The sequence below is a fragment of the Marivita sp. NO-S04 genome, from assembly GCF_059070475.1.
Map to the genome: position 1 here is coordinate 3,887,984 of NZ_CM180980.1, position 22,152 is coordinate 3,910,135.

The following is a 22,152-nucleotide window of genomic DNA, read 5'->3' on the forward strand; positions in this document are numbered from 1 at the left end:
ATAATGCGGACCTACAAGATTGCTGCCATTCCTGCCGATGGCATTGGACCAGAGGTGATCGAGGCGGGCAGCGAGGTCCTGTCGGTTCTCGCACAGCGCGCCGGAGATGTGCGTTTTGAAATGACCTCGTTTGATTGGGGGTCCGACTACTACAAGAAGACCGGCGTGATGATGCCGGAAGACGGTCTGGAACAACTCAAACCGTTCGATGCGATCTATTTTGGGGCCGTTGGTGCGCCTGATGTACCGGATCACATTACACTGTGGGGGTTGCGCCTACCGATCTGCCAAGGGTTTGACCAATACGCGAATGTGCGCCCGACCAAGATCATTCCGGGTGTAACCTCGCCTTTGCGTGGGGTGGAAGTCGGCGACCTGGATTGGGTGATCGTGCGTGAGAATTCCGAAGGCGAATACTCAGGGCATGGCGGTCGAGCGCACAAAGGCATGCCCGAAGAGGTCGGGACCGAAGTGTCGATCTTCACCCGTGTCGGTGTGACACGCATCATGCGCTATGCGTTCAAACTGGCCCAATCACGCCCGCGCAAGTTCCTGACCGTGGTCACAAAGTCCAATGCACAGCGGTTCGGTATGGTCATGTGGGACGAGATCGCGGCAGAGGTCGCACAAGAGTTCCCGGACGTGACGTGGGACAAGATGCTGGTCGATGCGATGACCGTTCGAATGGTTAAGAATCCTCAGTCATTGGACACAATCGTGGCAACCAACCTGCACGCAGACATCCTGTCTGATTTGGCCGGTGCCCTAGCTGGATCTTTGGGTGTTGCCCCGACCGCCAATATCGACCCTGAACGCCGGTTCCCGTCGATGTTCGAACCAATTCACGGGTCTGCGTTTGATATCACAGGCAAAGGGATTGCCAACCCGGTCGCCACGTTCTGGACTGCCAGTCAAATGCTCGACCACCTTGGGGAAACGGAGGCGTCTGAGCGTTTGATGCGTGCGGTCGAAAAAGTCTGCGCCGAAGGTATCCTCACTCCTGATGTGGGGGGGACCGCGACCACAAAGGAAGTGACCGAAGCTGTCTGTGAAGCCATTCGTGGCGAAAACATCTGACAAAACCAGAGTCCGAGGTCATCGGGACTTGGCCCCGACCTCGGGCCTTTTATACTACCGCTGTGCGGCAAAGCTTGCGCCGCCTCGTCTCAAAAGGTGATCTGCCCCGTGCCCCAAAACAGCTACAAGATTGCGGTTATCCCCGGCGACGGGATCGGCAAGGAAACAACGCCTGAGGGCGTTCGGGTTTTGCAGGCGGCGCAGCGCCGCTTCGATCTTGGGTTTGATTTCGAGGAACATGCGTTTTCGAGCGCTGACTACTACGTCAAGCACGGAGAGATGATGCCACCGGACTGGAAAGACCAGCTTTCTGGAAGCGACGCGATATTTTTTGGTGCCGTGGGATGGCCAGAGGTCGTGCCAGATCACATCTCGCTTTGGGGATCTTTGATCCAGTTTCGACGCGAATTCGATCAATATGTCAGCCTGCGCCCGGCTCGAGCAATGCCGGGTGTGCCATTGCCGTTGGCGGGTCGTCAGCCGGGCGATATCGACATGATGATCGTACGCGAAAATACCGAAGGCGAATATTCGTCCATTGGCGGCCGCATGTTTCCCGGTACAGAGCGCGAGGTCGTGATTCAGGAAACGGTGATGAGCCGGATCGGTGTGGACCGTATTCTGAAATACGCTTTCGACCTTGCGCAAACACGCAGCGGTCACCTGACATCAGCCACTAAGTCGAATGGCATCTCGATAACCATGCCGTACTGGGATGAGCGTGTCGAAGAAATGGCGGTGCGTTACCCGGATGTGAAAGTCGACAAATTTCACATCGATATTCTGACAGCGCAGTTCGTTCTGCATCCGGACTGGTTCGATGTCGTTGTTGCGTCGAACCTGTTTGGTGACATCCTTTCAGACCTTGGTCCTGCTTGCACCGGAACCATTGGGATTGCGCCCTCGGGCAACATCAACCCGGAAGGCCGGTTTCCATCGCTCTTTGAGCCGGTCCACGGGTCGGCCCCTGACATTGCGGGCAAAGGCATTGCCAACCCGGTTGGTCAGATTTGGGCGGCGTCGATGATGCTCGACCATCTGGGTCAGACCGAAGCGGCGGCAGCCATTGTGCGGGCGATCGAAACAGTTCTGGCCGAAGACGGGCTGCGCACCGCCGACCTTGGTGGCAAAGCTGATACAGTCACCTGTGCTACCGCAATTGCCGACGCCCTTCTGGACGGTGTCTGAGGATGACTGCATCGCGCTTTCTGGATGGGTTCACACTGCGCGATGAAACCGTCAACGGCGTGCGTATTCATTTTGCAATGGCTGGCGTTGGCCCGCCCGTGCTGTTGCTGCACGGTCATCCCCAAACGCACATCGTTTGGCGCAAGATTGCACCGGATCTGGTCAAGGCTGGGTATTCGGTTATTGCTTCGGATTTGCGCGGCTATGGCGACAGCGAAAAGGTGGAAAGCCACGCGCCACACCTGCCTTACGCGAAGCGCGAGATGGCGAAAGATCAGGTGGCCCTCATGCGGATGCTGGGCCATGACCGCTTTGCGGTGGTCGGACATGATCGTGGCGGGCGCGTTGCGCATCGCATGGCGCTGGATCACCCCGACGCGGTGGACCGTTTGATTGTTCTCGACATCGCACCGACCCTGACCATGTACGAGCAAACCAATCAGGATTTCGCCACTCGCTATTTCTGGTGGTTCTTCCTGATCCAGCCAGAGGATTTGCCGGAACGCTTGATCGGGCAGGATCCGGAATATTTCCTACGTCGTCACATCAACGGGCAGGTCAAGACGCACGGCGCAGTGAACGAAGACGCCATGGCAGAATACCTGCGAAGCTATCGTGATCCGGCCACTGTGCACGCCATCTGTGAAGACTACCGCGCTGCAGCGACAATCGACCTTGTCCATGACCGTGCAGATGCAGACCGGCTGATTGATGCCCCTTTGTTGGCGATCTGGGGCGACAAGGGCGTGGTCGGTCAGCTCTATGACGTCACACAAACGTGGAAAGAAAAGGCGCGACACGTCCGTGGATGCGGTTTTCCATGTGGGCACGCGATTCCCGAAGAAGTGCCGAACGCCCTGCTTTCCGAAGTGATCGACTTTCTCGCGTCCTGACAAAACGACAGGCATCGCAGTCAGAAAGCGCAAAAATCGCGCAACCTGACCATGTCCTGATCTTGAGAACCTGCTTTTCCCGAAATATGCGCTAGCTTCTGCAATGCGGCATGGTGCCGATGCGAAAAGGAGAAGTGCAATGCACGTTCTTGCCCGGTTGGCCTTGGTTTGTGCACTCGTCGTTGGTCCGGCAACCGCCATGGCGCAGGGTCGCCCCGCCGGTGTGAGTACGGCCGTTGTCACAACCAGTACGATGGCTGAAACGGTAGCGGTCTTTGGCGAAGTCGTTGCAGGGCGTGAAAGCGCGGTTGCTGCACGTGTGGGCGGAGTTGCGCAGGATGTACCGATCCGGATCGGGGATATCGTGTCTGAGGGGGATATTCTTGCGCGGCTCGACCCCGAGCTTTTGCAGATCGAACTGGCACAAGCCGAAGCGCAGATTGCGATTGCGCAGGCCGGTATCTCGGTGTCAGAAGCGCGTCTTGGGCGTGCGGAAAAAGCGTTCCGCCGGGCCGAGACCTTGCGGCAGAATTCGACCATTGCAGAAGCGCAACTGGAAGAGCGTGCCAGCGACTTTGCCGAAGCACGCGGTGCGCAGCAAGAGGCGCTTGCACGTATCCAAGCCTCGCAGAACGCTTTGGAGCAGGCGCGATATCGTCTGGACAACGCTGTGGTCCGCGCGCCCTTTGACGCGGTTATTCTCGATGTCACAACCGAGGTTGGTCAGTTTATCGCTTCGGGCAGCCAAGTTGCGACGCTGATCGACACCAGTGCGCTTGAAATCGAAGCGAATGTACCTGCGCGTTTTGTGTCCGCCCTGCGCATGGATCAGCCACTGACGGCCACCACCGACATAGGCGATACGGTGACCTTGACACTTCGCGCCATTTTGCCGACCGAGTTCGCCGCAACGCGTACCCGTCCGGTACGGTTTGACGTTCAAGACAGCGATGTGCCCATCGCCGTCGGTCAGACTGTAACACTGGATGTGCCAGTCAGCTCTCCGCGCGAGGTGCTTGTCGTGCCCAAGGACGCTTTGGTTCAGGCGCAGGGCGGGTGGAGCGTGTTTGTGAACGAGGACGGCAAAGCGATGCCGCGCACCGTCGAGATCGGAGCGGCGCTGAACAATGCGTTCGAGGTGTTGTCCGGTCTGGTTGAAGGGGACGAGGTTGTCGTTCGTGGCAATGAACGTTTGCGTCCCGGACAAGAGATCGCGCCTGCTGGCCCGCCGCAAGCTGCTGCGCAATCCGGGAGCAATGGGTAAGCCATGGACCTGATACGCGCATCCATCGAACGTCCAATCGCTGTGATGGCCGTGGTCATCATGGCTGTCCTTTTCGGCGCTTTGGCGCTGAGCCGTATTCCCGTGCAATTGGCCCCGGACGTCCGCAAGCCGGTTGTTGTTGTCGAGACAACATGGCCCGGTGCGGCCCCGGTCGAGATCGAACGCGAGATCATCAACCCTCAGGAAGATGCGTTCCGCGGTCTTGAGGGGCTAGAGATCATGACAAGTCGCGCCCGCACGGGTCAGGCGTCTGTCACGCTCGAATTTGCCATCGGGTCGGACATGGGCGACATCCTTTTACTTGTGTCGAACCGTCTTGACCGCGTCGGCGGCTATCCGAGCGAGGCAGGTGAACCGACGCTCAACACGTCCGGGTCCGATGACAGCCCGATTGCATGGATTATGGTCAAGGCACAGGAGGGCAACACCCGCCCGCTTCCCAGCTATGGCGATTTTGTCGAAGATGTCGTGAAGGAACGGCTTGAGCGTGTGAACGGTGTGTCCACCGTCAACGTATTCGGCGGTGTCTCGCGGGAACTGCAGATCGTGATCCGACCCGAGGAACTCGCCCGGTTGGGTCTTACGATCCCTGCGGTTGTTCAGCGCCTGCGCGCCGAGAATATCAGTATTTCTGCCGGTGACGTAGAAGAAGGCAAGCGCCGCTATACTGTGCGCGCCGATGGCAATCTGAATACCATAGAGGCGATCAACAGCGTTGTTCTTCGCAGTCAAAGCCTTGGCACCAATGGCGCGCTGGGACGCGTGCGCGTGGGCGACGTGGCGGATGTGAGCTTTGCCTATAAGGAAAACACCGCACGTCTTCGGTTTCGGGGTGAGCCGGCACTGGCGGTCAACATCGTGCGCGAACAGGGCGCAAATGTGATTTCGACCATGGAAGAGGTCAAAGCAGTTATCGCCGAGCTTGAGGCGGGACCGGTTGCGACCAACGGCTTGACGCTTGAACAAGTCTATGACGAGACGATCTATATCGAAGGCGCGATTGATCTGGTCACGCAGAACATCTGGATCGGCGGTTTGCTTGCCGCGGCAGTGTTGCTGATCTTCCTGCGCAGCCCGAGGGCCACACTGGTTATCAGCATGGCGATCCCGGTATCCATCGTGGCGACGTTCGTGGCGATGGCGGTTACAGGGCGCACGCTAAACGTGATCTCTCTGGCGGGGATCGCGTTTGCGGTCGGCATGATCGTCGATGCGGCGATCGTCGTTCTGGAAAACATCTTCCGATTGCGGGAAGAAGGAAAATCCCGGCGCGAGGCTGCTTATATTGGGGCCAAGCAGGTCTGGGGCGCAATCCTTGTGTCGGCCCTGACAACGGTCATGGTGTTCATCCCGATCCTCGTGATGCAGCTCGAGGCCGGGCAGTTGTTCCGAGACATCGCGGTGGCCATCTCTGTGTCTGTTCTGCTGTCGCTGGTGGTGGCGGTCACGGTCATTCCAGCCTTGTCGAGCCGGCTGCTCAAAGCTGGTGAGACCAAGAAGCTGGGGCTTCCCGGCATCGATCATTTCGGACGCGGGTTCACTTGGCTCATCATGAAATACGTACGTTTCACGGTGCGCTTCCGTACGGCCGGGCTTGTCATGGTGGCCGCCATCGGAACGGGTGCCGCCGTCGCTGCATGGACGTTTTTGCCGAAGCTGGAATACCTCCCCGAGGGAAACCGTAATTTGGTGTTCGGTTTGATCATCCCACCGCCCGGCTACAATCTTGAAACCACGGAAACGATCGCCCAGCGCATCGAAGCGGTTGCACAACCGATGTGGGATGCGGCCCCTGCGACTGAAACGGAAGCCGGGCAACCGGCGCTGGAATCGTTCTTCTTTGTTGCCACCCCCGGCAACAGTTTTGTCGGCGCGGCAGCGGTCGATGGCAGCCGCGTGGCCGAGGTCATTCCGATCCTGTCACAACCGATTTTCGCGGAGCCGGGAACTTTCGGTTTCATGACCCAACCGTCGCTGTTCGGGCGCGGTGTGGGTGGTGGCCGGACCATCGAATTGAACATCTCGGGTGACGAGCTTGAAGATATCCTGCGGGTTGCCGGTCAGGCGGCGGGCACCATTGGGCAGCTTTTGCCACGGTCCGAAGGGCACCAATTCCGACCCATTCCCGGCCTTGAATTGGGCGCACCGGAGGTGCGCTTGATCCCGGACCGTGTGCGTCTGGCAGATGCAGGTCTGACCACGCAAGACCTCGCTGCTACTGTGGATGCGTTCAACGACGGGCTGCGGGTGGCCGAAATCAATGTGGGCAATCGGCGACTTGATCTGACCCTCAAAGGGGACACAACGATCCTTAGCGGATTGCGCACGCAGGATGTCGGCAATTTTCCCGTAGTGACTCCGACAGGTCGCATCGTGCCGGTGTCCGAGTTGGCAGAGGTGCGTGTGACGGCAGGGCCAACCGAAATCCGACACCTTGAACGCTTGCGTACAATCACGCTTGAGGTGCGCCCGTCCGATGCGCTGCCTTTGGAAGCGGCGGTGGAGTTGCTCGAGACAGAAGTGATCGCGGTTCTCGAGGAGCAGGGGCTGCCACCGGGAGTACGGATGTCGGTTTCGGGGACAGCAGATCAGCTTTCGCAAACATGGAACGCCATCCAGATCAACCTCGCGGTTGCAATGGTGATCGTTTTCCTCGTCATGGCGGTTTTGTTCGAATCCTTTGTCTTGCCACTGGTGGTGATGATTTCGGTTCCGGTTGCCGCTGCTGGTGGCGTTGGCGGGCTTGCGGTTCTGAACATCGTGGGCACCCAGCCGTTGGACATGCTGACGCTTCTTGGCTTTGTGATCCTTGTCGGGATCGTGGTGAACAACGCGATCCTGATTGTGCACCAGTCGCTGTATCATCTGCGTGAGGAAGGTATGTCGCCGGTGGATGCCATCGAAGAGGCGACGCGCAACCGGATCAGGCCGATCTTCATGTCAACGCTGACATCCGTATGCGGGATGCTGCCGCTGGTTCTGTTTCCCGGGGCTGGGTCGGAGCTTTATCGCGGATTGGGGGCCGTGGTCGTTGGTGGTCTCGCAATGTCCGCGTTCCTGACACTGCTGACCGTTCCGCCGCTTCTGCGTCTGGTGCTGTCGGCGCGTCCCGCCGAAGCGGATGCCGGGCCTGAACCTATCGCCGCGGAATAGACGGGCCATTTATCGCTGACTTTGTCGGTCATCCTTGGCTATAGGTCGAAGGATGACCGACACGCTGAGCAAACCACCGACATATACAGCAGACCCGGCACCGCAGCGGGCTTTATATATCTTTGTGGCTGTGTTCGGCCTCTGCGCAGTTGCGATCATCAGTTATTTTGCTTTGGCGGCTTACTTCCTGCGCACCGAAGCCGCGCAGACGCCCGAGCGTGCGCAGTTCTTTGCATCATCCATCGATGATGCGCTGACCCGGCTCGAGCATTTGCCTTACGTCCTGTCGATCGACGAAAGCACGCTGGGGGCGCTGGTCTCTGGCAATACCGATGAGATGAACCCGATCCTTGCCGATATTGCTGAACGAGCGGGGGCCGAATTTGTCTATGTTCTTGATCTGAACGGCAAGACGGTGGCGTCTTCGAACTATCGGGACCCCGACAGCCTTGTCGGGAACTATTACACCTTCCGTCCCTATTTCCGCGATGCCGTCGCGGGTGGGGCGGGCCGGTTCTATGCGGTGGGGGTCACCACCGGGCGACCGGGGTACTTCATTGCGGAACCTGTCCGCGATGCCGAGGGAACCATTCATGGTGTTGTCACAGTCAAGATCGGCTTTAACGATTTAAGCCGCGCGCTTTCTGGAAATGGGGAGTTGGTGCTGGTTGCGGATGAACAGGGGGTCGTTCTGGCCAGTTCCGATCCGGACCTGATCTACGGATACATGTCACCTTTATCGGACGGAAATCGGCGGACTCTTGAAGAACAGCAGCAATTCGGAAACGAGACGCTTTTTCCGCTTGATTGGGTGCCAGAGAGTGAACGTCGCGCGCGTCTGTACGGGACGGCTTATGTCTGGACCAAGGCCAATCTGGAAGAAGAAAACTGGTCGCTGCATCTGTTGTCGGAAGTGCGCAATTCGCGGCGGCAGGCGTTGCTCTATGTCGCAGGAATGATGACGCTGTTGCTGCTAACCGTTGCTGCTTCGGTCTATCGCGCTGCACAATTGCGAAACGCGCTGGCGATTTCCAACGCGGATCGACAGCGTCTGACCCGAGAGATCGAAGAGCGGCGCATCGCAGAGAAAAAGCTGGAATCCGCGCGAACCGAACTGGCGCAGAAAGAGCAGCTTGCTGCATTGGGCCAATTGTCGGCGTCGATCACACACGAGTTGGGGCAACCGATTTCGGCGATGCGCAATTATCTTGTCGCCGAAGAAATCTCGGCGAATGCGGGGCCGAATGAATTGTGGCCCCGTCTGTCCGGGCTTTTGGACCGGATGCAGAGGATCGTCGACCAGTTGCGGTTGTTCGGGCGGACATCGGTGTCGGCCACCACCATTTTCACGGTACAGGATACGGTGCATGCTGCGGTGCAGTTGGTTCAACACACGGCGCGGGATGCAGGCACGGATATCATTCTGGAGTTGCCTGAAGGTGCTGTCGCGGTCCGGGGCCGGCCCGAACGGTTCGAACAGGTGATCGTCAATCTGCTGCGCAACGCGATTGATGCGACGCAAGGTATGGACGCGGCTGAAGTGCGGCTTGCCATGTCCGAAGAGGCGGACAGCGTTATGCTGTCGGTTGCAGATAATGGAACAGGACTGGGCGATTTGAGTATCGACGATCTGAGCAAGCCCTTCTTCAGCACCAAACCATCGGGCAAGGGGATGGGGCTTGGGCTTGCCATTTCGGGCCAGATCATCAACGAAATGCAGGGCACACTATCTGCGCAGAACGCGTCGCTTCGTGGCGCCGTGTTCGAGATCAGACTGCCCAAGATCGGGAGCGCCGATGCCTGACCAATTCCGCGTTCTTATTGTCGATGATGATGCCGAGATGCGCCAATCGCTGGCGGTTCTGCTGGAACGATCCGGTTGGGATGTGGATACGGCAGGCAACGGTCAACTGGCGCTGTCGCGCTTGGAGGCAACGGTGCCGGATGTCGTTCTTTCGGATGTCCGGATGCCGGGCATGTCCGGTCTTGAGCTGCTTGCCGAAATGGCAAAGCGACCGTCGCCGCCCTTGGTTCTGATTTCGGCGCATGGCGACATTCCGATGGCGGTGGATGCGATCCAGACCGGAGCGTATTCTTTTCTTGAAAAACCGTTCGAGCCGCGCCGCCTTTTGACGGTCCTCAAACACGCAGCCGAACAGCATCGGCTGTCGGACATGACAAAGCGGATGCGGGAACAGTTGGTTTCTTTGTCCGGGTTGGATCGTGTGTTGCTGGGCAGCGATTTGCGGGTGGCCCAACTCAAGGCAGAGGCTGTGGATCTTGCCTTGTCAGATGCACCCGTCCTGATCACTGGTGAGACGGGGACGGGCAAGGAGCTGGTCGCACGAGCGCTGCACCGATTGGGACCAAGGCGCGACAAGGAATTAGTCGCGCTGAATTGCGCCTCGCTTGCGCCGGATCGTGTCGAAGAGCAAATGTTTGGGACCGCAGATACCCTGCTGGGCAGCTTCCGTAAGGCGGATGGAGGAACGCTGTTCCTCGACGAAGTGGCGGCGTGCCCTAGCTCCGTTCAGATCAAGTTGCTTAGGGCGCTCGAAACCGGAGTTATCCAACCTGTCGGAACCGATCAGGAGGTTCAGACCGATGTTCGGATCGTTGCAGCGACCAACGAAGACCTGTCACCTATGGTCGAAGCCGGTGCGTTTCGGGCGGATTTTCTTTACCGGCTCAATACCTTTGAACTGCGTCTTCCGCGCCTTATTGACCGGGGTGAAGACACCGTGATGCTTTACGAGCATTTCGTCGATCAGTTTTGTGAAACCTACGAGATCAGCCCCATCGAAATGACGGCAGAGGATGCGGCAGCACTGCTCGCTCATTCCTGGCCGGGCAATGTGCGGGAATTGCGTCATGTGGCCGAGCGACGCGTTCTTGCCGCGCGGCGTGGTGGTGGGTCGGTTGCCGAGGCGCTTCGGACCGACGAACTGGTCGACGATGTGCCTGCGACCCTTCGAGAAGCCGTGGCCCGGTTCGAGAAAACGCTGATCTCGCAGGCGATCTCGAACCATGGGGGGCGGATGGATGCCGTGGCAGAGGCGCTGGGCATTGGGCGGCGGACACTAAACGAGAAAATCGTGAAGCTTGGCCTCGAGAAATCCAAGCTCCTCGATTGAGCCCTGCGGATTTCCGCAAGGGGTGTTTTCGCTAACCTGCGGATTGATTCCTACCAGAACGCGATTCTGGCGCTATGGTTGTTACCAGCGCCCAATAAGGGCGCACATGGGGAGGACTACATGAAACACGTCAAAACAGCCGCACTCGCGGCGACAATTGCTTTGTCTGGCATCGCGGCGCATGCACAGGACGAGGGCGGCAGCTACGTTCTGACAACCGCATCCACAGGCGGCACCTACTATCCGGTTGGGGTTGCGTTGTCGACATTGGTGAAGGTCAAGTTGGAGCCAAGCCAGAAGATCGGCATGTCTGCCATCAGCTCGGCCGGGTCGGGTGAGAACATCCGCCTGCTGCGTGAAAATGAAGCCCAGTTCGGCATTCTTCAGGGTCTCTTCGGCTTCTATGCCGCCACGGGTACTGGTCCGATTGCAGAGGTCGGTCCGCAAGAAAACCTGCGGTCCGTGTCCATGCTTTGGCAGAACGTCGAACATTTCGTCGTTTCGTCCGATGTTGCACCCACTGGTACGCTGTCCGACATGGTCGCGCTTAAGGGTGAAGCGATGGCATTGGGAGCTCAGAACTCGGGCACGATCGGTTCGAACCGGACCATCCTCTCGGGCTTTGGAATCGACATCGACACCGACTACGAACTCGTCTTCGGAGGCTATGGCCCGTCTGCCGAAGCGTTGCAGAACGGTCAGGTCAAAGGCATCGGTGCTCCGGGCGGTGTGCCGGTTGGCGCGATCAGCCAGTTGATGGCTTCGGCGGGCGATAGTGTGACCTTGTTGAGCCTAACAGATGAAGAAATGGCGATGGCAGATTCGGATCGCGGTCTCTGGACCCCGTACACCATTCCAGCCGGGTCTTATCCGGGTCAGGACACGGATGTGCAGACCGTGGCACAGCCAAACTTCCTTGCCACCAACGCAGACATCCCGGAAGAGCACGTCTACCAGATCACAAAAGCGATCTATGAAAACCTTCCCTTCCTGCAGGCCATCCACCCAGCAACCAAAGTGATGAGCATCGAGAGTGCCATTGCTGGCCTGCCGCTTCCGCTTCACCCTGGCGCACTGCGCTACTACCAGGAAGTCGGTTTGGACATTCCGGATCGCCTGATCGCCAAGTGATCCACACGAATGCGACCAGCCCGCGCAAGACGCGGGCTGGTGCTCTGATATTTGGGTGGGACCATGTCAAATACTGAAGAAGACGAGGACGGAGGACGCCTTCGTTCCTTCAATGGGCTTGCGGACAAGGCGCTTTCAATCATCTGTTTCGTGATCGCTGTAGGTCACATCTATGTTGCGTTTGATCCTGTCCTGTCCGAACTCCAACGCAATGCGTTTCACTTTGCAGGTTTTGCCTTGTTGGCGGCGCTGCTCTACCCGATGTGGCGGGGATCGTCTGGCAAAGCTGCGCCATTGGCACTTGATTTTGCGCTAGGGATCGCTGTTGCGGTATCCGCTGTCTGGCTCGCACAGGCCGAAAATGCGATTTATGACCGGGGTGTAAAGTTCTCGACCGCGGATTGGATAGCCGCCACCATCGCCATCATCGGCGCAATCGAACTGACACGGCGCGTTGCCGGTATCATCATCCCGATGCTGATCATCCTGTCCCTGAGTTACGTGGCCTACTGGGGAAAGTTCGTAGGAGGGGTGTTTTCCTTCCCCGGGCTGAGCGCAGAAACCGTCGCGTTTCGATCAATCTATGGCGATGACGCCATGTTCGGAACCATCGCGCGGATTTCGTCGACCTATGTTTTCCTGTTCATCATCTTCGGCGCCTTCCTGCTGCGTTCGGGGGCTGGCGAGTTCGTGATCCACATGGCCCGCGCTGTTGCGGGCAAATTGGTGGGCGGACCGGGCATCGTGGCCGTCATTGCGTCTGGCCTGACCGGCACGATTTCGGGGTCTGCCGTAGCCAACACGGCGTCAACAGGCGTGATCACGATTCCACTGATGAAGCGCGCAGGGTTTCAGCCGAAATTCGCAGGTGGTGTTGAGGCAGCCGCCTCAACCGGGGGGCAGCTGATGCCGCCGATCATGGGCGCAGGGGCGTTCGTGATGGCGAGTTTTACGCAGATTCCTTACGAAACCATCGTCGCTGTCGCAGCTTTGCCTGCGTTGCTTTACTTTCTGTCCGTTGCGTTCTTTGTGCGCATCGAAGCGCGTCGCAACAACCTCCAGCCGCTGCCGGATGTAGGCCAGACGCTGGGCTCGGCCTTCAAGGAAGGTGGTGCGAGTTTCATCATCCCGATCTGTACACTCATCGGATTGTTGGTGGCCGGGTTCACCCCTACGTACGCGGCGGTCTTTGGCATCCTAGCCGTGATTGGGTCCAGCTGGCTGACCAAGAACCGTATGGGCCCAAAGGCGGTGTTTGAAGCCTTCGTGATGGGATCAAAAGGTATGGTCCTGACGGCGGTTCTGCTTTGTTCGGTTGGCCTTGTGGTGAACGTGATCGCGACCGCAGGGATTGGCAACACGTTCAGCCTGATGATCACCAGTTGGGCGGGCGGAAACATCCTGATTGCCTTGATCCTGATTGCGCTCGCCAGTTTGGTCCTTGGCATGGGTCTGCCCGTAACTGCGGCTTATATCGTCCTTGCAACACTCTCGGCCCCGGCGCTTTCGGGTATGATCAGCGACCAGTTCGTGATCGCACAGCTTGCCGCCGGAACGATGCCAGAGGCTGCTAAAGCGGTGCTGATGTTCGGCGTGCCTGATCAGATCGAACTGATCAGTCGCGAAGTGACTCACGCCGAGGCTGTAGGATTGATCCGGTCGCTGCCGCTTGAGATCGCGGCACCGGTGCGTGACCTTGTGGTGCCTCCTGCAGTGGCCACCAGTGCGCTTTTGTCAGCTCACATGATCATCTTCTGGCTATCGCAGGACAGCAATGTGACGCCGCCTGTGGCTTTGGCCGCGTTTACCGCTGCTGCAATTGCCAAGGCCCCGGCGATGGCCACCGGTGTGGCAAGTTGGAAACTGGCAAAAGGTCTTTACATCATCCCGGTGCTCTTTGCCTACACGCCATTCCTGTCGGGGGATTGGCCCGCGATGATCCAGGTCTTCTGTTTTGGGGCGGTTGGGGTCTATGCGCTGGCTGGGGCGCTGCAAGGATGTATGGAAAAGCCGTTTGGCTGGTTCATGCGTGGGCTTTGCCTTGTATCGGGGCTTGCGACCTTGTGGCCGGAGGCTTTGGCCATCAACCTCGCTGGTGCGGTGGTGACCGTTGCCATATTGGCAGCCAACATCCGCTTTGGGAAAACGCCCCCAATGACGACCGTGGCCGCATCGGCGTAAAAGGCATCGGGTCCGATTACGAATAGGCGCAATCGGGCCCGCGTTCCAATGGTGTGTCGATGGTGATTTCGGTCGGGATCCAATCAAAGATCGCAAGAGCCTGGCCGCTGTCAAACCCGACATAGAGCGTTCCGGTTTCCGGTTGCAGCGCCACACCTTCGGCGTCGAACCCGTATTCCGACAATGGTGTGACGGACAGAACGCGCCCATCCGGAGCGAGTTCGAACAGACTGTTCAAACCTTCGTTGTCGTCCACGACCAGAATATTGCCTGAATAGGGATCACGCGTCACACCCTGCGGCTCTGTCATCGGAGGATCGAAGCTGTCGCCGTACAGTTCCATGAGCACCGTGCCGTCCGCAGCGATCCGCAGCAACCGCGACGGATCATCTTCGACAACAAGAAAGCTGCCATCAGCATCACGGTGCAGCCCTTCGGTGTCATAAAGCGTCTCGCTCAGACGAAAGGGTGCGTCCAATGCGCGGCCGTCCCGATCAAACCGACGGAATTCGCCCCAGCCACTTGCCACGAGTATGCTGTCTTCTTCGACTGTCAGGCTGCGCACGGACCGCATTCCGGTATCGAATCTTCGAATCTCTTTGCCGAACGTGGACAGTAGGACCACTTCGTTGCTCTCATTCGCGACCCAGATTCCGCAGACAAGCGCGTCATAGGCAATGCTGACTGCACGAAAGTCGGAGATCGTTTGGCGGTGGAAAATCTCGGCCTCTGCACTGCTGGTGCAGCATGTCGCCAGAGTCAGTGTTATACCTGTCAGTACTTCGCGCATTATAACGCCCTCCGCGATTATAAAAACTGATCCCCCCATGCCTGATTTCAAGCCATAAAAATGCATTGCGCAGGCATGATTGAACGTTCTGGAACCCGCCACGTAGCCATGTCATCGTGCCTCCACACCACGAAAGAACCAGCGGTCCAAACAGGATGTCCTATATGACCAAGCATGTCATTGTTATCGGTGCCGGAATTGTCGGTGTCTCGGCCGCGATTTGGCTGCGGCGTTTAGGGCAGGATGTGACGGTGGTTGATCGGGATGGTCCCGGGATGGGGACGTCGTTTGGCAATGCCGGGCTTCTGGCCGCCTGTGCGATGGTTCCGGTGACGACGCCCGGTCTGATTACCAAAGCCCCCAAGATGCTGTTTGATCGGGATGCGCCGCTTTTTCTGCGCTGGTCTTATTTGCCGAAACTTGCGCCTTGGTTGGTCAGATACCTGATGCACGCCAACGACAAGGACACACGCCGCATTGCGTCGGACCTGACCGAGATCACTGCGGATACTGTGGATCAGCATTTTGCCCTGACCGAGGGTCTGGCTGCTCGGTCGTATTTGCGTAAAAGCGACTATGTCTTTGCCTATTCCGATCGGGCAGAGTTCGAGAAAGACCGCTATACGTGGGATCTGCGCCGCGATCATGGGTTTGTCCCGACACTCATTGAAGGCCCCGAAGTTCATGAGTTCGATCCGTCTTTTGGTCCGAAGATCAGCTGTCTTGCTGTGGTCAAAGATCATGGTTTTGTGACCGATCCGGGGAACTATGTCGCCGCGCTTGCGCAGGATTTCCAGAACATGGGCGGAAAGATCGTTAAAGCGACCGTCGAAGACATCGACACCCAAAGCGGCCCCGTTCCAAAAGTGATCACATCGCTTGGCCCGCTTGAGGCGGACAGTGTCGTTCTTGCATCTGGCGCTTGGTCCAAATCGCTGATGACGCGGCTCGGTCTGAACGTGCCGTTGGAAAGTGAACGCGGCTATCACATCGTCATGAAGAACGCGACTGGTGGTCCAAGGGCCCCGTCGATGATTTCATCGGGCAAGTTTGTCGCGACACCCATGCAGATGGGATTGCGCTGTGCCGGGATCGTCGAATTGGGCGGGCTTGATGCAGGCCCGTCCGAGGCCCCGTTTGGTCTCTTGCGGCGCAAGATTGCCGAGGCGTTTCCACAGCTTGAATTCGATCATGAGGAAACGTGGATGGGTCACCGGCCGGCAACGACGGACAGCCTTCCGCTGATTGGTCAAATTCGACAGACCGGCGTGTTCACTGCGTTTGGTCATCAGCATGTGGGCCTGACGGCTGGGCCAAAGACAGGACGACTTGTTGCGGGGTTGATCGCTGGACAGCCGACCAACCAGAACCTGACGCCGTTCTCGCCGCACCGGTTCGGATCGTGACTGTTCTCGGCAAACACCTCGATTTTTAGGTGTTAACGCTGGGTTTACGCCCATTTGCTAAGTCAGATGCGGGGCGTAAGGAGAGTAGGGTATGGCGACCGACAGAAATGTCGCGCCAGTCATTATCAAGAGGAAGAAAGTGATCGTCGCTGGCGGGCACCATGGTGGTGCCTGGAAAGTCGCGTATGCCGACTTTGTAACTGCGATGATGGCCTTTTTCATGTTGATGTGGCTGTTGAACGCAACAACGGAAAAGCAACGCAAAGGCATTTCGGATTACTTCAGTCCAACCGCGCCGATAAGCCGGTTGTCCAGTGGTTCTGACGGAATGTTCATGGGCGAAAGCGTCTTTGCTTCTGACGTTTTGCCTCGGATGGGGGTGGGTGCCAGTTCTTTGCAGGAACCGCCAAGCACGTCCTCTCAGGATTCGGACGAACAAGATCAGAACAGTCAGTTCAAGGAAGTTCAGGATGTGCTTTTGGGGCTGAGTGGCGAAAGCATGCTGGAAGACAGATGGCTGCGCCACGTGGTGAAACGCGTTACGGACGAAGGGCTGGTTCTCGAGTTCTTTGATGCAGAGGACGACCCGCCGTTCACCAATGGTGCGGACCCCACAAAACTCATGCGCGAAATCGCCTATTCGGTGCGGGAGGCAAGCAAGCTTTTGAAGAACGATGTGGCGGTCGAAGGGCATGTTGCGACGGTTCCGGTGATCCGCCTGGACGATCCAACATGGGATTGGTCCGCCGATCGCGCTTTTGCTCTTGCTGATCTGTTGGTTGGGTTTGGGTTCGAGGCCGAACGTTTGCGAAGAGTGACAGCGTATGGAGACCGTGAGCCGGTAGTCGACAATCCAATGGCTGCGCGAAACAACCGGATCGAGCTTGTTTTCCTGCGCTTTTGATATGCGAGCGCGGGAAACTGGGTCAAATTTTAGACGTTAGGCTGACGTTAAATCGCGCGCCTTACTGATGTGATCAGAACAAGTATCACACCAGAAAGGCGTTTCATGTCGATTTCTTCCTCTCTCAGCGCAGGCGTTGTCGGTCTGGCGTCGCACGCAACCCGTCTGGCTACGATTTCCGACAACATCGCAAATTCGCAGACACCCGGATACAAAAGGGTTGAAGCGAATTTTCATTCGATGGTGGTGACATCGGGTGGCGGGACATATACGGCCGGCGGTGTCCGAACAACGACGCAGCGATACATCGACCAAGACAGCGCGATTACTACGACATCGAATTCAACGGATTTGGCTGTCAGCGGTCGCGGCTTCCTTCCTGTTGCGCAAGCGACCGAAGTGATTGCAGGGTCTGAATCGCCCCAAATGTTTCTCACCACGACAGGGTCGTTCCGCACGGATGCCAACGGATATCTCCGAACAGCCTCTGGGCAAATCCTGTTAGGCTGGCCCGCAAACCTTGACGGAAGCATCCCCAACTACCCCCGTGCAACAAGCGAGGCGTTGGAACCTGTGCGCGTAAACGTCAATCAGTTCAGCGGGGAACCAACAACCCGGATCGAATTGGGCATCAACCTGCCGGCAACCGAAACCGAAACCGGTGCGCTCGGAACACCGTTGACACAATCAATCGAGTATTATGACAACCTTGGACGGGCAGAAACACTGGAATTCACCTTCACACCCGTTGTCCCGGCAACGGGAACATCAAACCAGTGGAGCCTTCAAATTGTGGATAGTGCCGATCCAGCCACGGTGATTGGCGAATACGATTTGGAATTTGACGATGCCCGCACCTTGGGGGGCACCTTGCTTGGGGTCACGGACGTGACCGGTACGCCGTATGATCCGGCAACCGGTATTCTGACGATTGCCGCGCCAAGTGGGCCTATCGACATCAATATCGGCCGTCCGGGGTTGAATGAAGGGTTGTCACAGCTCTCGGACATTTTCGCGCCTTTCAACGTGAGCCGTGATGGTGCCCCAGTGGGCAAGGTGACATCAGTCGAAGTGGACGAGACCGGTTTGGTCAATGCCTACTATGACACCGGAACAACGCGAACGCTGTACCAGGTTCCGCTTGTGGATATCCCGAACCCCAATGGGATGGCTGCTGTCGGCAGCCAACTCTACATGCCCACGCCTGAAAGCGGCAGTTTCTTTCTCTGGGATGCTGGCAATGGATCGACCGGCGATATCCTGTCCTTCGCGCTCGAGGAATCTGCAACTGATATCGCCAATGAATTGACGGAATTGATCCGAACGCAGCGGGCTTATTCCTCGAATGCCAAAGTGATCCAGACCGTTGACGAAATGTTGCAGGAAGCAACCAACATCAAACGCTGATCGCGTGAAACCATAAGGACACTTTCATGTCTCTCTCCGGCGCTCTTTCAAATGCGATGAGCGGACTGGTCGCGAATGCGCGTGCCACAACTGTTGTTTCGTCCAACATCGCCAACGCTCTCAATGATCATTACGGCAAACGAGATGTCAGCCTAGCAGCCAATGCCATCCAAACCTCAGGGGGTGTCGTCGTCGCCCAAGTGACGCGCCACTCAGATCCGATCCTTGCATTTCAAAAGCGCATGGCGTTTGCAGATCATTCAGCCAATGTGGCGCATGCGGCGTTCCAGTCCCGGTTTGAAAACCTGGTTGGAAGCATCGACACCACCGGGTCCATCGCCGAGAGGCTGACGCAGTTTGAGACCGCTCTTGTTTCCGCCGCCTCCGATCCGTCTTCCCAGACTCGCCTGCGCCATGTGTCATTTACCGCAGATGCGTTTGCATCAACATTGAGACAGGCAAGTTCCGGGCTGGATGATCTTCGATCAAACGCCGACGCCAAGATCGCAAAAGCAGTTTCCGACATAAATGCAGGTTTGCTGCAACTTGAGGAACTCAACGCGCAGATCATGACTGCAAAGTATCGCGGGCAAGACGACCATGGTTTGCGGGATCGGCGGGATGCGGTCCTCGAAGCGGTGTCCGAACATGTGCCATTGCACGTCATCGAACGCGACAGCGGGGTCATTGCCGTATTTACGGCACAAGGCCGGACACTTTTGGATGAGAAGGCCGTGACTGTTGGCTTCATAGCTAAACCGGTGGTTGCACCACATATGCGGGTGACAAATGGCCTGCTGTCCCAGCTGACAATCGGAGGCAAAGCTGTCGATATCCCGGGTCCAGGCATGTTGGGAGGCGGGTCACTTGAGGCGCATTTTCGGATCCGCGACGAATTCTCGGTTACTGCGATAGATCAGCTAGATGCAATTACCCGTGATGTGATCGAACGCTTTGGTCCCGGTGGCCCTGATATGACACTTGGACCGGGTGATCCTGGTGTTTTTACAGACGCTGGTTTCGCGTTTGACCCTATTGCAGAGGTTGGGATTGCTGGTCGAATCCGCTTGAATGAAACCCTAAGCGCTTCGGGGACTGAAACGTGGCGATGGCGGGACGGTCTCAACGCGGTGCAGCCGGCGGATGTCGGGCAAAGCGACCTATTGGGGCGATTGCAGGCCGAAGTCTCAGCGTCGCGCATTCCTGCTTCGCCTGTCTTGGGAAACACGCAAAGCAGCCTTGTCGATCACCTGCACGGTCTTTTGAATGACGTGGCCGCCGACAGGCTTCGGTGGACCGATATGGAAGAAACGTCTGCGGCCCAACTCGCTGACCTTCGTCGCTCGGCTGCCGAGGGTGGCGTCAATACAGATCAAGAGCTGCAAAAGCTCATCGAGCTTGAAAAGTCCTATGCAGCGAATGCTCGTGTCGTTCAGATCGTGGACGACATGCTGTCAGAACTTCTGAGAATTTGAAGGGACACAACATGCAAGCCATTGGCGATCTAGCAACATTCATGCTGTCAAAGCAGTTTCAGGCCCGTCTGCGCATGTCTGCGGAAACTGCGGCTGAAGAGGCAACAACCGGTTTGGCGAAGAACAGGATCAAGCATCTTGGCGGATCGTCATTGGCGATCTCGCTGTTGGATCGAAAGACACAGCTTCTTGAACAGCATCAACGTGGAAATGCTGAAACGGCTGTCTTTGCTTCGGCAACGCAATCAATCCTTCAAAGGGTTCAGGATCAATCAGGCGGGCTGGCAAAGAACTTGTCGCTTGTGTCGCAGTTAAACAGCACACCCGAGGTGAAGGCGGTGTCTGACTCTGCAGTGCTGGCGTTTGTCGACATTGTGAATGCTTTGAACGCTGATGTGGCTGGCCGGTTTCTTTTCTCGGGTGCCGCAACGAATACCCGGCCTCTTCCATCCGGGCAGGCTCTGATGGACATGTTGCGCGCTGATATTGGCGGGCCGATTTCGGCCGATGTGGCGATATCGGCAATCGAATCCTAGTTCAAAGCACCAAATGGCCCCTTCGATACCACGGCCTATTCCGGATCGGCCACGGGTTTTGCGCAACGACCGATCGGCCCGGACCAGACGGTGATCTTCGGGCTTCGGGCCGACGGGGAAACGGTTCGCGACCTTCTGTCGGCGCTGGCAACAGCCGCCCTAGCGTCGGACGACGCGCTTGGACTGACTTTGACAGAACAGAAAAAGCTCTTGCTCCAAGGACACAGTGACCTGTTGCAAGCCGACCGGGCCCTCACCGAGGAGCGTGCTGGGCTTGGGCTTTCGGAAGCGATGATTGACGCCTCTCGGAATGCGACAGATATCGAACTCGACCGGGTCTCCATGGATCGTGTCTCACTATTGGGCGTCGATCAATTCGAAGCTGCGTCAGAATTCGAAGCCGCTCAACAGCAACTGGAAGTCTTCTACCGAATTGCGGCCCGCCAGAGCCGCGTGTCCTTGGCGGAGTATTTGCGGTGAAGTTAACTCTTTGTGCCTTGGCTCTTTTGCTGCTGCCCAGTCTGACATTTGCGCAAGGCGTACGCCTCAAGGACCTCGCCAATTTCGAAGGAGTCAGGGCCAATGATCTTGTCGGCTATGGGTTGGTTGTGGGCCTCGATGGCACCGGCGATGGCCTTAGGAATTCGCCGTTCACCGAGGATATCATGTCCAACATTCTTGAACGACTTGGCGTCAATGTCACTGGGGAACAGTTTCGCGCCAAAAACGTAGCGGCGGTGATCGTGACTGGCGAATTGCAGCCATTTGCCCGTGCCGGTAGCCGGATCGACGTCACGGTCTCTGCCATCGGCGACGCATCCAGCCTTAGAGGAGGCACGTTGGTGATGACTCCACTCAATGCGGCGGATGGACAGATTTACGCTGTGGCACAAGGGTCAATCATTGCCGGTGGAGTGGCGGCTGAAGGTGAAGCTGCGCGTGTTGTGCAAGGTGTTCCGACGGCAGGCAGCATTCCCTCTGGTGCCATTGTGGAACGAGAAGTCGCTTTCGAGTTCGGTCAGATGGACAAACTCACTCTGGCGCTCAAAAGTCCCGACTTTTCGACGGCCTTTCGGGTTGAACGTGCCATCAACACAGCCGTCGGTGCCAGCATCGCGACAATGACGGATTCCGGCACGGTCACTCTTGATCTTGATGCTGCTGGTCGAAGATCTCCGTCCCATCTGCTCGCTCAGATCGAGAACCTGCGGATCGAACCTGATACGTTGGCGCGGGTGGTGGTCGATCAGAGATCCGGGACAATCGTCATAAGCGAAAACGTTCGGGTGTCGCGGGTGGCCGTTTCGAAAGGCAATCTGACGCTGACCGTGCAGGAACAGCCGATTGTTGTTCAGCCTAACCCATTTGCGGAAGGCGAAACAGTCTTCGTGCCGCGATCGACCGCGCAAATCGGAAATGCGCCAGCAGTCTCGTTGGCCGAAGTTCCCGGCAGCACAACGCTTTCAGATGTGATCACAGGTCTCAATGCATTGGGCATCACCCCGAACGATTTGATCGACATCCTGAAAACGATCAAGGCGGCGGGCGCGCTACATGCAGATTTCATTGTGATGTAACCCGAAACATAGACA

General features: G+C 57.5%; 17 protein-coding genes. 16 read left to right on the forward strand and 1 reads right to left on the reverse strand.

The window, feature by feature from the left end; genetic code table 11:
• The first annotated feature begins 3 nt into the window (after positions 1-3).
• From ACK3EW_RS19660 to ACK3EW_RS19700, 9 genes are all read left to right on the forward strand, one after another.
• Entirely contained in the window at positions 4-1,077 is a 1,074-nt protein-coding gene (locus tag ACK3EW_RS19660) for a tartrate dehydrogenase (RefSeq protein ID WP_439119692.1), read from the forward strand.
• A 108-nt stretch (positions 1,078-1,185) separates the two neighbouring features.
• On the forward strand, positions 1,186-2,265 hold the full coding sequence (locus ACK3EW_RS19665; protein ID WP_493807493.1) for a tartrate dehydrogenase: 1,080 nt from the start codon (positions 1,186-1,188) through the stop codon (positions 2,263-2,265).
• Positions 2,266-2,267: 2 nt separating this feature from the next.
• Entirely contained in the window at positions 2,268-3,158 is an 891-nt protein-coding gene (locus ACK3EW_RS19670; protein ID WP_493807494.1) for an alpha/beta fold hydrolase, read from the forward strand.
• Positions 3,159-3,297: 139 nt separating this feature from the next.
• A complete protein-coding gene (locus ACK3EW_RS19675) occupies positions 3,298-4,422 on the forward strand; it encodes an efflux RND transporter periplasmic adaptor subunit (RefSeq protein WP_493807495.1) in 1,125 nt (374 codons plus the stop codon).
• A 3-nt stretch (positions 4,423-4,425) separates the two neighbouring features.
• Positions 4,426-7,596: an efflux RND transporter permease subunit gene (locus tag ACK3EW_RS19680; RefSeq protein ID WP_493807496.1), complete on the forward strand. Its 3,171-nt coding sequence runs from the start codon at positions 4,426-4,428 to the stop codon at positions 7,594-7,596.
• Positions 7,597-7,648: 52 nt separating this feature from the next.
• Positions 7,649-9,400, forward strand: coding sequence for a sensor histidine kinase (locus ACK3EW_RS19685; RefSeq protein ID WP_493807497.1), 1,752 nt, complete (start codon positions 7,649-7,651; stop codon positions 9,398-9,400).
• Positions 9,393-10,730 (forward strand): sigma-54-dependent transcriptional regulator, encoded by a 1,338-nt coding sequence (locus ACK3EW_RS19690; RefSeq protein ID WP_493807498.1) that lies wholly within the window; start codon positions 9,393-9,395, stop codon positions 10,728-10,730. The genes ACK3EW_RS19685 and ACK3EW_RS19690 overlap by 8 nt, the downstream gene beginning before the upstream one ends.
• A 120-nt stretch (positions 10,731-10,850) precedes the next feature.
• The gene (locus ACK3EW_RS19695) at positions 10,851-11,861 is read left to right on the forward strand and encodes a TAXI family TRAP transporter solute-binding subunit (RefSeq protein WP_493807499.1); all 1,011 of its coding nucleotides are present in this window, start codon (positions 10,851-10,853) and stop codon (positions 11,859-11,861) included.
• 63 nt (positions 11,862-11,924) lie between these two features.
• Entirely contained in the window at positions 11,925-14,042 is a 2,118-nt protein-coding gene (locus ACK3EW_RS19700; RefSeq protein WP_493807500.1) for a TRAP transporter permease, read from the forward strand.
• Between the two features lie 16 nt (positions 14,043-14,058).
• On the opposite strand, the gene ACK3EW_RS19705 is transcribed toward ACK3EW_RS19700, so the two are convergent.
• The gene (locus tag ACK3EW_RS19705) at positions 14,059-14,832 is read right to left on the reverse strand and encodes an SdiA-regulated/phytase-like domain-containing protein (RefSeq protein ID WP_493807501.1); all 774 of its coding nucleotides are present in this window, start codon (positions 14,830-14,832) and stop codon (positions 14,059-14,061) included.
• A 164-nt stretch (positions 14,833-14,996) separates the two neighbouring features.
• On the opposite strand from ACK3EW_RS19705, the gene ACK3EW_RS19710 reads away from it, so the two are divergent.
• The 7 genes from ACK3EW_RS19710 to ACK3EW_RS19740 all read left to right on the forward strand — a co-directional run bounded on the left by ACK3EW_RS19710 (position 14,997) and on the right by ACK3EW_RS19740 (position 22,137).
• Positions 14,997-16,238 (forward strand): NAD(P)/FAD-dependent oxidoreductase, encoded by a 1,242-nt coding sequence (locus ACK3EW_RS19710; RefSeq protein WP_493807502.1) that lies wholly within the window; start codon positions 14,997-14,999, stop codon positions 16,236-16,238.
• A 91-nt stretch (positions 16,239-16,329) separates the two neighbouring features.
• Positions 16,330-17,142 carry a flagellar motor protein MotB gene (locus ACK3EW_RS19715; RefSeq protein WP_493807503.1) on the forward strand — a complete coding sequence of 271 codons (813 nt, stop codon included), beginning with the start codon at positions 16,330-16,332 and terminating at the stop codon, positions 17,140-17,142.
• A 105-nt stretch (positions 17,143-17,247) separates the two neighbouring features.
• Positions 17,248-18,549, forward strand: a complete 1,302-nt coding sequence (locus ACK3EW_RS19720) for a flagellar hook protein FlgE (protein WP_493807504.1) — start codon at positions 17,248-17,250, stop codon at positions 18,547-18,549.
• A gap of 26 nt (positions 18,550-18,575) precedes the next feature.
• Complete coding sequence (flgK, locus tag ACK3EW_RS19725; RefSeq protein WP_493807505.1) at positions 18,576-20,024, forward strand: flagellar hook-associated protein FlgK; 1,449 nt, start codon at positions 18,576-18,578, stop codon at positions 20,022-20,024.
• Between the two features lie 11 nt (positions 20,025-20,035).
• Positions 20,036-20,560 (forward strand): hypothetical protein, encoded by a 525-nt coding sequence (locus ACK3EW_RS19730; protein WP_493807506.1) that lies wholly within the window; start codon positions 20,036-20,038, stop codon positions 20,558-20,560.
• Between the two features lie 90 nt (positions 20,561-20,650).
• Entirely contained in the window at positions 20,651-21,040 is a 390-nt protein-coding gene (locus tag ACK3EW_RS19735; protein WP_493807507.1) for a flagellin, read from the forward strand.
• A 17-nt stretch (positions 21,041-21,057) separates the two neighbouring features.
• Complete coding sequence (locus ACK3EW_RS19740) at positions 21,058-22,137, forward strand: flagellar basal body P-ring protein FlgI (protein ID WP_493809764.1); 1,080 nt, start codon at positions 21,058-21,060, stop codon at positions 22,135-22,137.
• Positions 22,138-22,152 lie beyond the last annotated feature (15 nt).

Coding starts and splice junctions, on each gene's coding strand:
- ACK3EW_RS19710 (WP_493807502.1), top strand. CDS start 14,997: ATGACCAAGCATGTCATTGTTATCGGTGCCGGAATTGTCGGTGTCTCG.
- ACK3EW_RS19680 (WP_493807496.1), top strand. CDS start 4,426: ATGGACCTGATACGCGCATCCATCGAACGTCCAATCGCTGTGATGGCC.
- ACK3EW_RS19730 (WP_493807506.1), top strand. CDS start 20,036: ATGCAAGCCATTGGCGATCTAGCAACATTCATGCTGTCAAAGCAGTTT.
- ACK3EW_RS19720 (WP_493807504.1), top strand. CDS start 17,248: ATGTCGATTTCTTCCTCTCTCAGCGCAGGCGTTGTCGGTCTGGCGTCG.
- ACK3EW_RS19695 (WP_493807499.1), top strand. CDS start 10,851: ATGAAACACGTCAAAACAGCCGCACTCGCGGCGACAATTGCTTTGTCT.
- ACK3EW_RS19685 (WP_493807497.1), top strand. CDS start 7,649: ATGACCGACACGCTGAGCAAACCACCGACATATACAGCAGACCCGGCA.
- ACK3EW_RS19690 (WP_493807498.1), top strand. CDS start 9,393: ATGCCTGACCAATTCCGCGTTCTTATTGTCGATGATGATGCCGAGATG.
- flgK (WP_493807505.1), top strand. CDS start 18,576: ATGTCTCTCTCCGGCGCTCTTTCAAATGCGATGAGCGGACTGGTCGCG.
- ACK3EW_RS19675 (WP_493807495.1), top strand. CDS start 3,298: ATGCACGTTCTTGCCCGGTTGGCCTTGGTTTGTGCACTCGTCGTTGGT.
- ACK3EW_RS19705 (WP_493807501.1), bottom strand. CDS start 14,832: ATGCGCGAAGTACTGACAGGTATAACACTGACTCTGGCGACATGCTGC.
- ACK3EW_RS19715 (WP_493807503.1), top strand. CDS start 16,330: ATGGCGACCGACAGAAATGTCGCGCCAGTCATTATCAAGAGGAAGAAA.
- ACK3EW_RS19700 (WP_493807500.1), top strand. CDS start 11,925: ATGTCAAATACTGAAGAAGACGAGGACGGAGGACGCCTTCGTTCCTTC.
- ACK3EW_RS19670 (WP_493807494.1), top strand. CDS start 2,268: ATGACTGCATCGCGCTTTCTGGATGGGTTCACACTGCGCGATGAAACC.
- ACK3EW_RS19660 (WP_439119692.1), top strand. CDS start 4: ATGCGGACCTACAAGATTGCTGCCATTCCTGCCGATGGCATTGGACCA.